Annotated in this window: 11 protein-coding genes; 6 read left to right on the top strand and 5 right to left on the bottom strand. The window is 32.0% G+C overall.

All coding sequences use genetic code 11. From position 1 onward, the window contains the following. Positions 1-140: 140 nt before the first annotated feature. The 3 genes from katG to GFJ94_RS04715 all read right to left on the bottom strand — a co-directional run bounded on the left by katG (position 141) and on the right by GFJ94_RS04715 (position 5,216). Positions 141-2,321 (bottom strand): catalase/peroxidase HPI, encoded by a 2,181-nt coding sequence (gene katG, locus GFJ94_RS04725; protein WP_153200430.1) that lies wholly within the window; start codon positions 2,319-2,321, stop codon positions 141-143. A gap of 138 nt (positions 2,322-2,459) precedes the next feature. Further along, entirely contained in the window at positions 2,460-3,899 is a 1,440-nt protein-coding gene (nhaC, locus tag GFJ94_RS04720) for a Na+/H+ antiporter NhaC (protein ID WP_153200429.1), read from the bottom strand. Between the two features lie 114 nt (positions 3,900-4,013). After that, entirely contained in the window at positions 4,014-5,216 is a 1,203-nt protein-coding gene (locus GFJ94_RS04715; protein WP_153200428.1) for an aminotransferase class I/II-fold pyridoxal phosphate-dependent enzyme, read from the bottom strand. A gap of 185 nt (positions 5,217-5,401) precedes the next feature. Here GFJ94_RS04715 and GFJ94_RS04710 point away from each other — a divergent pair, with 185 nt between their 5' ends. Further along, positions 5,402-5,854, top strand: coding sequence for an Lrp/AsnC family transcriptional regulator (locus GFJ94_RS04710; RefSeq protein WP_008257670.1), 453 nt, complete (start codon positions 5,402-5,404; stop codon positions 5,852-5,854). 100 nt (positions 5,855-5,954) lie between these two features. Then, positions 5,955-7,358 carry a dihydrolipoyl dehydrogenase gene (lpdA, locus tag GFJ94_RS04705; protein WP_153200427.1) on the top strand — a complete coding sequence of 468 codons (1,404 nt, stop codon included), beginning with the start codon at positions 5,955-5,957 and terminating at the stop codon, positions 7,356-7,358. A 112-nt stretch (positions 7,359-7,470) separates the two neighbouring features. On the opposite strand, the gene GFJ94_RS04700 is transcribed toward lpdA, so the two are convergent. Both GFJ94_RS04700 and GFJ94_RS04695 read right to left on the bottom strand, forming a co-directional pair. Further along, the gene (locus tag GFJ94_RS04700; RefSeq protein WP_153200426.1) at positions 7,471-8,436 is read right to left on the bottom strand and encodes a transglutaminase domain-containing protein; all 966 of its coding nucleotides are present in this window, start codon (positions 8,434-8,436) and stop codon (positions 7,471-7,473) included. A gap of 161 nt (positions 8,437-8,597) precedes the next feature. Continuing rightward, complete coding sequence (locus GFJ94_RS04695) at positions 8,598-9,491, bottom strand: DUF4349 domain-containing protein (RefSeq protein ID WP_153200425.1); 894 nt, start codon at positions 9,489-9,491, stop codon at positions 8,598-8,600. Positions 9,492-9,674: 183 nt separating this feature from the next. Here GFJ94_RS04695 and GFJ94_RS04690 point away from each other — a divergent pair, with 183 nt between their 5' ends. The 4 genes from GFJ94_RS04690 to GFJ94_RS04675 all read left to right on the top strand — a co-directional run bounded on the left by GFJ94_RS04690 (position 9,675) and on the right by GFJ94_RS04675 (position 15,218). Next, positions 9,675-10,961 carry an anthranilate synthase component I family protein gene (locus GFJ94_RS04690; RefSeq protein WP_153200424.1) on the top strand — a complete coding sequence of 429 codons (1,287 nt, stop codon included), beginning with the start codon at positions 9,675-9,677 and terminating at the stop codon, positions 10,959-10,961. A 6-nt stretch (positions 10,962-10,967) separates the two neighbouring features. Continuing rightward, a complete protein-coding gene (locus GFJ94_RS04685) occupies positions 10,968-11,864 on the top strand; it encodes a hypothetical protein (RefSeq protein WP_153200423.1) in 897 nt (298 codons plus the stop codon). Between the two features lie 61 nt (positions 11,865-11,925). Beyond that, positions 11,926-13,188 (top strand): tRNA lysidine(34) synthetase TilS, encoded by a 1,263-nt coding sequence (tilS, locus tag GFJ94_RS04680; RefSeq protein WP_370513793.1) that lies wholly within the window; start codon positions 11,926-11,928, stop codon positions 13,186-13,188. Beyond that, positions 13,188-15,218 (top strand): protein-disulfide reductase DsbD, encoded by a 2,031-nt coding sequence (locus GFJ94_RS04675; protein WP_153200421.1) that lies wholly within the window; start codon positions 13,188-13,190, stop codon positions 15,216-15,218. The genes tilS and GFJ94_RS04675 overlap by 1 nt, the downstream gene beginning before the upstream one ends. The last annotated feature ends 21 nt before the right edge of the window (positions 15,219-15,239 follow it).

The following is a 15,239-nucleotide window of genomic DNA, read 5'->3' as shown; positions in this document are numbered from 1 at the left end:
AACAAAAAAACATGATATTTATTATATTTTTAAATATTGTGATAGATAAAAATTATGGAAGATTTTTCTATCAAAATTTAAAACAATAAAATAAAAAAACCACCTGAAATTAGGTGGTTTTAGTGAGTTCTATATTGAGATTATTTTAAATCAAATCGGTCAGCATTCATTACTTTTGTCCAAACGTTAATGAAATCATTTACGAATTTCTCTTTGTTATCGTCTTGTGCATACACTTCAGCATAAGCACGAAGAATGGAATTCGATCCAAAGATTAAATCCACGCGAGTTGCTGTCCATTTGGTAACTCCTGTTTTTCTGTTTAAGATGTTGTAAAGATTATCTCCAACAGGTTTCCAAGAATAGTTCATATCGGTTAAATTCACAAAGAAATCATTTGTAAGAACACCTTCTTTATCGGTGAAAACACCATGTTTGGTTCCTCCAAAGTTTGTTCCTAAAACACGCATTCCTCCAATTAAAGCCGTCATTTCTGAGGCGGTTAAACCTAAAAGTTGCGCTTTGTCTAACATTAATTCTTCTGGTTCCACAACATATTTCGCTTTCATGAAGTTTCTAAACGCATCGTTTGTTGGCTCTAATACTTCAAATGATTCGGCATCGGTCATTTCTTGTGAAGCATCACCTCTTCCTGCATGAAATGGAACTTTAACGTTAAATCCTCCTTCTTTTGCAGCTTGTTCGATTGCGGCACTTCCTCCTAAAACGATTAAATCTGCTAAACTTACTTTTTTAGCTAAACCAGCTTGGATTTCTACTAATTTATTTAAAACTTTTTGTAATCTTTCTGGTTCGTTGGCTACCCAATTTTTTTGTGGTTCTAATCGGATTCTTGCTCCGTTTGCACCACCTCTAAAATCGGAACCTCTGAAAGTTCTGGTACTGTCCCAAGCGGTATTTATTAGTTCGGTTCTTGTTAATCCTGAATTTAATAATTTTACTTTCAAATCTTCGATTTCAGAATCTGATAACGTGTAATCTACTGTTGGAATTGGATCTTGCCAAATTAATTCTTCTTTTGGAGCATCAGCACCTAAATAACGAGAACTTGGACCTAAATCTCTATGCGTTAATTTAAACCAAGCTCTTGCAAAAACATCTGAAAAATAAGCTGGATCTTTGTAAAAACGCTCTGATATTTCGCGGTAAGCAGGATCCATTTTCATTGCCATATCCGCATCTGTCATAATCGGATTTCTTTTTACTGAAGGATTGTGAGCATCAATAGGTTTGTCTTCTTCTTTAATATTAATCGGTTCCCATTGATTAGCACCAGCTGGACTTTTCTTTAATTCCCAATCATAATTCAACAACAAGTGGAAATATTCGTTGTCCCAGCGTGTAGGGTTAGTTGTCCAAGAACCTTCTAAACCACTTGTTATAGCATTTGCACCACCACCTTTTGGGTTTAACCAACCAAAACCTTGGTTTTCAATAGCACCTGCCTCTGGTTCTGAACCTAATGTTGAAGCATCGCCATTTCCATGAGCTTTTCCTACGGTGTGACCTCCAGCGGTTAAAGCAACAGTTTCTTCATCGTTCATTGCCATTCTTTGGAAAGTGATACGAACGTCATGAGCGGTTTTTAGTGGATCAGGTTGTCCGTCAACACCTTCTGGGTTTACGTAGATTAATCCCATCATTACGGCTGCTAACGGATTTTCTAAATCTCTTTCTCCTGAATAGCGAGTTCCTTCTCCTCCAGATTTTGCTAACCATTCTCTTTCTGCTCCCCAATAAATATCTTTTTCAGGATGCCAAATATCTTCGCGACCACCAGCGAATCCGAATGTTTTTAATCCCATCGATTCGTAGGCCATATTTCCGGCTAAAATCATTAAATCTGCCCAAGAAATTTTATTTCCATATTTCTTTTTGATAGGCCATAATAATCTTCGTGCTTTATCTAAGTTTCCATTATCAGGCCAACTGTTTAATGGAGCAAATCTCAAATTTCCTGTTCCAGAACCACCACGACCATCTGAAATACGATAAGTTCCTGCAGAATGCCAAGCCATACGTATAAATAATCCACCATAATGACCCCAATCAGCTGGCCACCAATCTTGGCTTTCAGTCATTAAGTGTTTTAAATCAGTTTTTAAGGCTTCTAAATCTAATTTTTTGAATTTCTCTGCATAATTGAAGTTTTCTCCTAATGGATTGGTTTTGGTGTCATGTTGGTGCAAAATATCCAAATTCAATGATTTTGGCCACCAATCGTGGTTTTTTACACCATCACTTAATCCTTTTTGGTTTTGATGAAAAGGGCATTTACTAATGTCGTTTGTGTTTTCCATATTCAATAATTTTAATTTATGATTGTAAGTGTTTCATTTCTAATTCCCTACACTTGCTAATTTACAAATAAAAAAACCATTACTTGATTTAAGTAATGGTTAAATTTTATTTAAAAATAGATTTTATTGATAGTTTGTTTACTCTTTTATACTTGAAACTAATTGTTTGATTTTGATATTGAATGCAGCAAACAGTAAAGTTGTTATTGGGCTCAACCAATTAAAAATTGCATAAATAAAATATTCTCCAACACCTACACCAAGAACACCACTTTGGTATGCACCACAAGTATTCCATGGAATTAAAACAGAAGTTACTGTTCCAGAATCTTCTAATGTTCGGCTTAAGTTTTCGGGAGCTAACCCTTTATCTTCATATGCTTTTTTAAACATTTTACCTGGAATTACAAGAGCTAAATATTGATCGGAAGCTACTATGTTTAATCCTAAACAACTAACGACTGTACTTACGAATAATCCAAAAGCCGAAGTAGCAAACGATAATAATACCGAAGTTATTCTTGCTAAAGCTCCAATGCCGTCCATTATTCCGCCAAAAATCATGGCAGAAATGATTAATAATATGGTCCACAACATTCCAATCATTCCTTTAGAACTAAATAATTCATTTAATTTTTCATTAGAAGTCGAAATTGAAGTTTCATTAAAAATAGCGTTAAATAGCGCAGTTACTTTTGAATCTGATAAAGAATTTATGATTTCTGGTTGAAAAAATAAGGCAAAAATAAGTGCTAATACGATTCCAGTTCCTAAAGCAATTAATGGTTTTGTTTTTAGTAAAATTAGACCAATTACAACTCCTGGAACAATAAAAAGAATCGGAGAAATATTAAAAGTTGTTTTTATGGTATTTAATATTTCGGAAACATCTGAATTTCCATTTGTTTCAATTGTTAAACTTATAATGATAAAAACTATTAAAGTAACTAAATAGGTTGGTACAGTTGTTAAAGTCATGTATCTAATGTGCGTAAACAAATCTGTTCCTGCCATAGCTGGTGCTAAATTTGTAGTATCGCTCAAAGGAGAAAGTTTGTCTCCAAAATAAGCTCCCGAAATTACAGCTCCTGCAATCATTCCCACTGGAATACCTAAAGCAGTTCCAATTCCAATTAGAGCAATACCAACGGTTGCCGAAGTTGTCCATGAACTTCCTGTTGCAATTGAAATTATAGAACAAATAATTAAAGTAGCCGGTAAAAAAATGGTTGGATTCAAAACTTGTAATCCATAATATACCATGGCTGGAATAATTCCACTGATTAGCCAACTTCCGGCTAAAGCTCCAACAAGTAGTAGAATTAAAATTGGAACAAAAACACTTTTTAAGTTATGCCAAATTTCTTTTACCATTGTATTGGCTGAAACTTTGTTTAAAAACCCCATTATTGCTGCCACAATTCCAGAAACAACTAATATAATTTGATTTGAGTAAGCTCCAAAAAGTTCGCCTTCAGCAAAGAATATATTATAAGCTAAAAAAAGCATTAAGAAAACTACAGGAATTAGAGCTTCCCAAATGTTTAGTTCTTTGTTTTTATTGATTTTTGTATCCATTTAGATTTGTTTGAGCTTGCAATATAGAAAAATCAAATTTTACAACAAAGCTCGTTAGAATAAAAAAATCCGATTAGTAATGAATCGGATTCTATTGAATTTATTTGGAGTGAATTATAAAATACCTAATTCTATCATACATTGTTTCATCATTTCATAGGTTCTTTCAATATCGTTATCTAAACCAATTGAAAAACGAATTAATCCATCTGTTAAGCCCATTTCTGCTTGTTCTTCTAATGGAATTTCTGATGAAGTTGAAGTTCCAGGAGCACTGAATAACGTTTTGTAAAAACCTAAACTTACCGCTAAATATCCTAAATTTCTCTCTTGCATTAATTCCATTAAAGCGTTGGCTTTGTCTAAAGTTCCCACGTCAATTGTCATCATTCCTCCAAAACCATATTCTGGATTAATCATGGCTTTGTAAATTTCATGGCTTGGGTGACTTGCTAAACCTGGATATACAGTTTTAATTCCGTCAGCTTCAAATTTGTTAGCCAAATACATCGCGTTGTGGCTGTGTTGTTTCATTCTGATGTGTAAGGTTCTCATGTTTTTCATCACAGAAGCCGAACGCAAACTATCCATTGTTGGACCCAAAAGCATGCTTGCTCCGTCGTTTACATTTTTTAAACTGTTGATGAATTCTTGAGAAGCACAGGTTACACCGCCGACTGTATCGCTACTTCCGTTGATGTATTTTGTTAATGAATGAATTACGATATCTGCACCTAATTTCGCTGGAGCAACTGATAAAGGAGAAAACGTATTATCAACTACTAACTTAATATTGTGTTTTTTAGCAATTTTTGCTAATGAAGCAATATCAGCAACTTCTAATAATGGATTACTTACGGTTTCGCAGTATAAAACTTTTGTATTTGGATTAATAGCAGCTTCAACTACGTCTAATTTTGTAATGTCAACAAATGTAGTTTTGATGCCCATTCTTGGAACGAAATTTTTCAAGAAAGCATAAGTTCCACCATAAATAGTTCTACTTGAAACAATATGATCACCGTTTCCGCATAATTGTAAAAGAGTAGGAGTGATAGCACCCATTCCAGAAGCTGAAACATTTGCAGATTCTGTTCCTTCCATAGCAGCCAAAGCTCTATCTAAATATAAGTTGCTCGGAGAAGAATGGCGAGAATATAAATAACAGCCTTCTGCATTTCCTTCAAAAGTGTCAAACATCGTTTTAGCAGATAGAAATGTATAGGTTGAACTATCAGATATTGAAGGATTGACTCCTCCAAATTCGCCAAAATATTGTAAATCTTGAATTCTATCGGCTGGATTAAATTTTTCCATTATTTTTAAGTTTTGTTGTAAATATAAAATCAAAATTACATAAATTTAATTTATTAGTCAATTAAATGTTTAAATTTTAGATTTTTTATCTGTTGTATTTTTATAGTGTAGTTTTAATTTCACTTTTTTTTTCATTTTACTTACATTTGCCGACAACAAACAACAACCAAACAACACAACTAACAATGGATGCTATTGATAAAAAATTATTAGGATTACTCCAAAACGACACCAAGAAGACAACGAAGGAACTTTCTATGGTTTTAAATCTTTCTGTAACTGCAGTTTATGAACGAATTAAAAAACTAGAAAGAGAAGGTGTTATTAGTAAATATGTGGCAATTTTAGACAGAATTAAGGTAGAAAAAGCCTTTGTCGTTTTTTGTCATATTAAATTAATACAGCACACTAAAGATTTCGTAACTACGTTTGAAAATGAAGTAGTAAAATTAAATGAAGTTTTAGAATGTTTTCACGTGAGTGGAGATTACGACTATATTTTAAAAGTATGTGTAAAAGATATGGAGGAGTATCGAGAATTTATGGTTACTAAATTAACGGCTTTACAGCATATTGGAAGTACGCATAGTTCCTTTATGATTGGTGAAGTTAAAAACACCACAGCTTTTACTTTATAAAAAGCTATAATAATTTACCAAAAATCTAACAAAGAATTAATTCAAAAAGCGTTACTTTTGTATCCGAATTTAAGTCAAACAACAAACTTTATATAAAATCATGAGTCAATTTGATGTAACCATTATCGGTTCTGGACCTGGAGGATATGTTTCAGCAATCCGTTGTGCCCAATTAGGTTTTAAAACTGCTATTATTGAAAAATATTCTACTCTAGGAGGAACGTGTTTAAACGTAGGATGTATTCCTTCTAAAGCATTATTAGCTTCCTCGCATCATTATGAAGAGTTGCAACACTTTGCAGACCACGGAATTGAAGTTTTGGGCGATGTTAAAGTGAATTTAGAAAAAATGATTGCTCGTAAACAAGCAGTGGTAGATCAAACTTCAGGTGGTGTAAAATTCTTAATGGATAAAAACAACATCACTGTTTTCAATGGAGTAGGTTCGTTTGAAAGCGCTACTTCTGTAAAAGTGACTAAAGAAGATGGTTCTTCGGAAATCATTGAATCAAAAAATATTATTATTGCTACAGGTTCTAAACCATCTAGCTTACCATTTATCAAATTAGATAAAGAAAGAATCATCACTTCTACTGAAGCATTGAAACTGAAAGAAGTTCCAAAACACTTAGTAATTATTGGTGGTGGTGTAATCGGAATCGAATTAGGTCAAGTGTATTTACGTTTAGGAGCACAAGTTTCTGTAGTAGAATTTATGGACAGAATTATTCCAGGAATGGACGCTGCTTTGTCAAAAGAATTGACTAAAGTGTTGAAAAAACAAGGAATGAAATTCTACACGTCTCATAAAGTGCAATCAGTTGAAAGAGCTGGAGATGTTGTAACGGTAAAAGCAGAAAACGCTAAAGGAGAAATCATCACATTAGAAGGTGATTATTCATTAGTTTCTGTTGGTCGTCGTCCTTATACAGATGGTTTAAACGCTGAAAAAGCAGGCGTAAAAGTTACAGAAAGAGGTCAAATCGAAGTAAACGATCATTTACAAACTTCGGCTTCAAATATTTATGCAATTGGTGACGTAGTTCGTGGAGCGATGTTAGCACACAAAGCGGAAGAAGAAGGAGTTATGGTAGCTGAAATTTTAGCTGGTCAAAAACCGCATATCGATTATAATTTAATTCCTGGTGTTGTTTACACTTGGCCAGAAGTTGCCGCTGTTGGAAAAACAGAAGAGCAATTGAAAGCGGAAGGTGTAGCTTACAAAGCAGGAAGTTTCCCATTCAAAGCCTTAGGAAGAGCTAGAGCAGGAGGAGATACAGACGGTTTTGTAAAAATCTTAGCCGATGCAAAAACGGATGAAGTTTTAGGAGTCCACATGATTGGAGCAAGATGTGCTGATTTAATTGCAGAAGCTGTTACAGCAATGGAATTCAGAGCAAGTGCAGAAGATATTTCAAGAATGTCACATGCACACCCAACTTTTGCAGAAGCTATCAAAGAAGCAGCATTAGCAGCTACAGATAATAGAGCATTACACGTGTAATTGATAATTCACAATAAATGAAAATCCCAAATTCAATTGAGTTTGGGATTTTTTGTTTATACTTTAAAATTGGCGAGTAGCCATAATAACAGCTAACCAACGTTGCTACGAGTTATTTATAAATTCTAAAGTTAATGACATCTTCGTGTTCAGTTGTATATATACTGTCTCCATCATTTTCGAATTTCACTACTTTAACTTTGAAATAAGCTGTTTTAGGAACTTGATCTTTACCAAATCTGAAATAAGTCCTTCCATCTTGTTCTATTACTTCAATGTTATTTATTGGTTCAAAATTCAAATTGTCAATACTCAATTTTAATCCTACAGACCATTTGTTATTTGGTAGGTCTTGAAATGTGAAATAATAAAAATCCTCGTCAAACATTAATTTAGGAACTTCCGTAAATCCAATCATAAACCATATTGGCTTTACAAATGGAGAATTATTAAATTCCTCAAGTGTAAGAGGTTCTTTAAGTAGTTGCCATTTTATGTCTTCTGGATAATGAGTAATTATCAATAGCTCAGGTTTTATATTGAAATAGAATTCAGAAGTTTCTTTTTCCTCCGAAGTTCCCCAAGTTGTGTCAACTAAAATCCATTTATCATTTAGTTTGATAGCGTTCCAAGCGTGTCTAAAGTCATCATCTGTTTCTAATTCAATATAGTGGTTTATTTCATCCCGAATGTGTCCAGATATAACAACAGCTTCAATGTCAATTTCATTCATAAACCATTTAAAGAGATTAGCATAACCAGCGCAAACCCCTTTTCTGTTTTTGTAAACATCGTATTCGTTTTGTTTTTCTAAAAATTCTTGAATGGTAATAGTTTTAGCTAAAATTTTTTCAAATAATTCATTGTCATATTCTATGTTAGAACCAATCCAATAATAAAAGAATTTCGCAAGTTCATTTTTATCATTAATATGCATTTTTGCATAATCTGTTAAGCCATTAATATCAAGATTCAAATCATTCGTTTTTTCAACTAATGATTTAATTTTTTCATTTTGGGAAAAACCATAATTAACAAATATTAAAAGGAAAAATGTTGTAAAAAATTTTTTATTCATAATTGGTGGCAACTATTATATATGCTTGACAAAATCAGACTTATCTATCCTATTTGAGTGTATATATATGACAAATGTCAATTTTATCTTTTCAAAAATAATAAAAAAATCTCATACAATATTCTAAACAAAAAACCATCAGTTTCCTGATGGTTTATTTCTTACTTTTTCAAAAACTTTTTATATCCTATGAATCCGAAAATACCTATCAAAACAAATGGCCAAAGCACTACAACAAACGAAATAATATGTTCCAACATAAACCAACCTGTTTTTATACTGTCCCAAATTTGTAACCCAATATTTGGTCGGTACGCGTTGATGCTTTTTTCATTAGCCACCATTTCTTGTTTAATGCTTTCGTCTTGGTAAATGTTTAGTGTTATAGTACTAAAGTTTACTTGGTCTTGTAACGATAAATTCTGCAATTTTGAAGTTTCATTTTGCTCTTTTTTAGCATCTAAAGTTTCTTCTGCTTTTACAACTTGATTTAGTTTCTTTCCTCTGGAATCAATTGCATTTTCTAAACGTTTTTCAGAAGAATTACTTCTTTTTTGAGCTAATTCATTCGATAACATTTGTAACGAAACATCATCAGCTTTGATAATGCGATAATCCAAAAAATGAATTTGCTTCGCAATGGTTTTAATAACCATATCCATTTTGGTATTCGGAACACGAATCGTGATGTTATTGTCTACTTTATATTTGGTTGTTACTAACGTGCTATCCTGACTCACTTTGGTTCGGTCTTCGCTGTGAATGTTGCTTTGAAGATTGGTATACGTTACAAATCCACCAAATTTCGTTGTCGCATCTTCAATCGCATAAGTCGATTTGGCGACATTCTTGACTTTAAATTTCACATCGGCTGTTCGAACAAATTTTCGATTACTGCTTTTGTTTTCAACGGCCGCCGAAGAGGAAACAACGATAGTGCTATCGGTTGCAGCTTCTTCCATGTAAGCAGCATTTTCTTTTGAAGCCGATTCTTTACAAGATAAGACTATGCCAAGAGCTAGCAAAGTCAATACGATTTTGGTGTTTTTGTTCATAAAAATTCATTTTAAAGTTATTGATTAATTGTTTTTAATACGTGTAGTTTTAGAATCGATACAAATGAATTTTTAATGGGTTAGTTGTAGATGCAAGAATAAAAACCGTGCCAAATTTTAACATTTGAACCATTTTCCAACAACTATTTTTTTGTTGTACTTTTACAAAGTAAATTTTCCAATTTGAGAACAGTAATTACAAAAGATATTTCACATTTTACGGACTTTAAAAATCAGCTTTTACATTGGGCCAACCAACATAGAGAAGTTGTTTTTTTAGATTCGAATCAGTATCATCAAAAGTATTCGAGTTACGATGCGGTTTTGGCTGTTGATGCTTTTACTTCGATTAAAACCGATTACGAAAATGCGTTTCAAGATTTGTATCAATACCAAAGTCAAACGAAAGATTGGTTGTTTGGTTATTTATCTTACGATTTAAAAAACGATACCGAAGATTTACATTCCAACAATTTTGATGGATTAGATTTTCCCGATTTGTTTTTCTTTCAACCTAAAAAGTTGTTTTTAATCAAAGAAAATCAAGTTGAAATCCAATATTTACGAATGTGCGATGACGAAATAGAAACTGATTTCAACGATATAGTTTTGTCAAAACTTTGCGACTCTGCGACTTTGCGAGAAATTACAATAAATCAGAGAATCTCAAAAGAAAATTACCTTTCCAAAGTTTCCAAAATGCTCGAACACATTCACCGTGGCGACATTTACGAAGCGAATTTTTGCATGGAATTTTATGCTGAAAATGCTCAAATTGAACCTTTAGAAATCTATCAAAAACTAAATGCAATTTCGGAACCACCATTTGCAGTGTATTTCAAAAATAATTTTCAGTATTTACTTTCCGCTTCACCTGAACGTTATTTGCGAAAAGAAGGAAATAAAGTCATTTCCCAACCTATAAAAGGAACGGCAAGAAGAAGTTTCGATTCAGAACAAGACGAACAATTAAAATCTGATTTAGCTCAAAACGAAAAAGAGCGTTCTGAAAACATCATGATTGTCGATTTAGTTCGAAACGATTTATCGCATACCGCTACAAAAGGAAGTGTTCAAGTAGAAGAATTGTGCCAAATTTATACGTTTAAGCAAGTCCACCAAATGATTTCAACAATCGTTTCCGAAGTAGAAAATACAACTTCACCAATTGAAATTCTGAGAACTACTTTTCCAATGGGAAGCATGACTGGTGCACCCAAAATTTCAGCTATGCAAATCATTGAAGAATTGGAAGAAACCAAACGAGGATTATACAGTGGAGCATTAGGTTATTTCACTCCAACTGGCGATTTCGATTTTAATGTGGTGATTCGAAGTATTTTGTATAATTCGGAAAAACAATATGTATCTTTTTCTGTTGGAAGTGCTATTACTTCTCAAGCTATTCCAGAAATGGAGTATGAAGAGTGTTTGCTAAAGGCAAAAGCAATGTTTGAGGTTTTAAAATAAAATAGTATGAAAAAAATATTCGTTGTTTTAATTGTTGTTACTATTCTTTTTTCATGTAAATCTTCTATTTCAGAAGTAAATCATATAATTGATAAAGAATTCGAGATTTATAAAGTTGCCAATTCAAAAGCTACTTTGGTATTGTTTCCTTGTTTTCCTTGTAATATTGAAAATACAAAAAATGAATTTCCTATCATAGAAGAAGCTAATAAGAAAGGAGTTTCTGTTATTTTAATGAATTATAATTTTAAACTTTATTTAAAAGATATTGAATTACAAAATTTGTCCATTCGCTTTAATTCAATTTTTAAAAACAATAAATTAAGTACCGATAATGTTTATATTGGTGGATTTTCAGGCGGTGGAAATGTTACTTTGTTACTAAGTAATTATTTGATTAAAGAAGAAAATTCAATTCAACCAAAAGGAGTTTTTATTGTTGATTCACCTGTTGATTTATTAGGTTTGTATAAAGTTGCAGAAAAGAATATTATTTCAAGTTTTTCTAGTGAATCTGTTCAGGAAGCAAATTGGATAATTGATACATTTAATTCAGAGTTTGGTAATCCAAAAGATTCCATTTCATTATATAAAAAACTATCGCCTTACACTCTAGAAACCAATACTATTTCTAATGTAGAAAATCTTAAAAATTTAAAAATCAGACTATACACTGAACCTGATTTTGATTGGTGGTTAAAAAATCGGAAAAACCAAAAAGATGAGATTAATTCTTATTTTATTGAACAACTTTATAATGATTTAAAAATTAAAGGTTTCCAAAAAATCGAATTAATTAACACTAAAAACAAAGGCTATAGAGCTGATGGCACAAGACATCCACATTCTTGGGCTATTGTAGATAAAGAGAATTTACTCAATTGGGTATTAGAGAAAAATTAATTCCTTATTTTTGGTCATGCTAATAAAATTCACAAAACATATTCAATCCCATTTTTCTTTTTTGCAAAGAGACAAATTTTATATTGCAGTAAGTGGCGGAATAGATAGCATGGTTTTATTGCATTTGTTTCAACATTTTCAGTTTTCGTTTGGTGTTTTACATTGTAATTTTAAATTACGTGGCGAAGAAAGCGATGCTGATATGCGTTTTATTCATGATTATTGTGAAGAAAATAACATTCAGTTGCGTATTGGTTTTTTTGAAACGGAAATGATTGCAAAAGAGCTTAAAGAATCCATACAAGTTACCGCTAGAAAATTAAGATACAACTGGTTTTATGAGCAAATGGTAGAAAATGATGTACAGTTTGTAGCAACAGCGCATCATTTAGATGATAGCTTGGAAACGTTTTTAATTAATTTGTCAAGAGGAACAGGAATTGATGGCTTAACAGGAATTCCAGAAATTAACGACCAAATAATAAGACCATTATTACCATTTTCAAGAGAAGAAATTGAACAGTATGCAAAAGTAAATAATATTCAATGGCGAGAAGATGCTAGCAATGCAACTACTAAATATTTGCGAAACAAATTACGACACGATGTTGTTCCTATTTTAAAAGAAATAAATCCCGAATTTTTGTCTTCATTTCAAAAAACTATTAGTCATTTGAATGATACAAAAGGAATGGCTGATGATGCTTCGTATATTGTGTACAAAGAAGTGGCAACTGAAATTGAAGATACCATTAATTTTGATTTGAATAAATTACTCCAAATTCCAAATTATAAAACCTATTTGCATTCCTTTTTAAAACAATATGATTTTACAGCGTGGAATGATATTTATGATTTAGTTACAGCACAATCCGGAAAGCAAGTGTTTTCTAATACGCATGTTTTATTAAAAGATCGTAATAAATTGATTCTTTCTGAAAGAAAAGCTGCAAGTAATAATGAAGTTTATTTTATTGATTCGATTGAAAGTAAAGTTAATATTCCCTTAAAACTTTCCTTTACAAGGTTTTCAGGGGGTAAAAATGTAAATGCAAATTGTATATTTGTAGACAAGGATAAAATTAAATTTCCGCTTACAATTAGAAAATGGCAAGATGGCGATTATTTTTATCCTTTTGGAATGACAGGAAAAAAGAAATTAAGCAAATATTTTAAAGATGAAAAATTTTCGCTTTTAGACAAAGAAAATCAATGGCTTTTATGTTCTGCAGACCAAATTGTTTGGGTTATAGGCAAACGAGCTGATAATCGCTTTAAAACACAAAAAACAACACAAAATATTATTAAAATAGAAGTTAAATAATGAGAAAACTTACCTACATTTTATTGTTATTCGCCTTTTTTGCTCAAGGTCAAATTATAAATCCAGTAAAATGGAAAACCAAAGTGGTTCAAAAATCGGAAACCGAATTTGAGTTAGTAATGGATGCTACTATCGAAAACGAGTGGCATATGTATTCGCAATTTACTCCAGAAAACGGACCACTTCCAACTGTTTTTGATTATAAAAATGCAAAAGGAAATTTTACCCTCGTTGGAAAAACTAAGGAAAGTGCATACAAAAAAGTATTTAATGATATTTTTGAAGTCGACGAATATTATTTTGCAAATACGGCTCAGTTTAAGCAAATCATAAAAGTTACAAACGCTCAACTCAAAGAAGTTAAGGTATACGTTGAATATCAGGTATGTAAAGAACAATGTATCCAGCAAGATGCTACGTTTACTTTTAAATTACCAGAAATAAAACCAATTGTTGCAGATTCACAATCAGTTGAAACACCTTTATCAGAAGTAAATACAACAGATTCAACATCTATAAATAAAGAAAATAGTAGTATTGAAAATTCAGAAGACAGCAAAGAAGTTGTTGTAAATGAGACTAATTCGGAAGAAAAAGAAGAAGAAAAAAGCTTGTGGGGAATTTTTATTTTAGCCTTTTTAGGTGGTTTTGCAGCTTTGCTTACGCCTTGTGTATTTCCAATGATACCAATGACGGTAAGTTTCTTTACGAAACAAAGTAAAACCAAAGCCGCAGGAATAAAAAATGCCTTTATATATGGAATTTCAATAATTGTTATTTACGTAGGTTTAGGAATGATAATAACAGCTTTATTTGGAATTGATTCCTTAAACGCTTTATCAACTAATGTATGGTTTAATGTTATTTTCTTTGTTATTTTAATTGTTTTTGCGGCTTCATTTTTAGGCGCATTTGAAATTGTTTTACCAAATTCATTTTTAAATAAAATTGATAGACAAGCAGATAGAGGTGGAATCATCGGAATTTTCTTTATGGCATTAGCTTTAGCAGTTGTTTCGTTTTCTTGTACAGGACCAATTGTAGGTTCGTTATTAGGAGAATCAGCAAGACAAGGTGGAATAGGACCAATTGTAGGAATGTTAGGTTTTTCATCTGCAATTGCATTACCATTTATGTTGTTTGCTATGTTCCCAGGCTGGATGAATTCATTACCAAAATCGGGTGGATGGTTAAACACTGTTAAAGTTTCTTTAGGATTTTTAGAATTAGCGTTTGCATTTAAGTTTTTATCGAATGCCGATTTAGTTTTACAAACGCATTTATTAGAAAGAGAAGTGTTTTTAGCAATTTGGATTGCTGTTTTTGGAGCTTGGGCATTGTATCTTTTTGGAAAACTTATATTACCTCATGATAGTCCAATGACACATATTTCAGTGGGACGATTATTTGTTGCTTTATTTGTAACAACGTTTACCATTTATTTAATTCCTGGATTATGGGGCGCACCTTTAAAAATATTGAGTGGCTTTACACCGCCAATGACTTATAGTGAAAGTCCTTATGGAGTTGGCTACCAAAATACAGTTAGTTCTGGAGTTTCATCTGAATCTGCTTTACCAGAAAATGCGCATATTGGCCCATTAGGCATAACGGCATTTCATGATTATGAAGAAGGTTTAGCTTATGCAAAAAAAGTAAACAAACCTGTTTTATTAGATTTCACAGGACATGCATGTGCCAATTGTAGAAAAATGGAAGAAAATGTGTGGTCTGATGCTGAAATTTTAAAGATTTTAAAAAATGAAATTGTATTGATTTCATTGTATGGTGATGACCAACGCGAATTACCAAAAGAAGAACAATTCGTTTCTAAATCAGGAAGTGAAGTTACTACTATTGGTAAAAAATGGAGAGAGTATCAAATTGAACGATATAACATTAATGCCCAACCTTATTATGTGGTTTTAGATACAGAAGGTAAGGATATTTCAAAACCAGTAGGTTATACACCTAATGTTGAAGAATATAAAACGTGGTTACAAGAAGGTATTACTAATTTTAAAAAGTAATAGCTCTAATTTAAGAATCTA

The organism is Flavobacterium sp. LMO8 (genome assembly GCF_009495755.1).
Taxonomy (GTDB): Bacteria; Bacteroidota; Bacteroidia; order Flavobacteriales; family Flavobacteriaceae; genus Flavobacterium.
The sequence above is the reverse complement of the archived record's forward strand: the minus strand, read 5'-3'. Positions and strand labels throughout refer to the sequence as shown.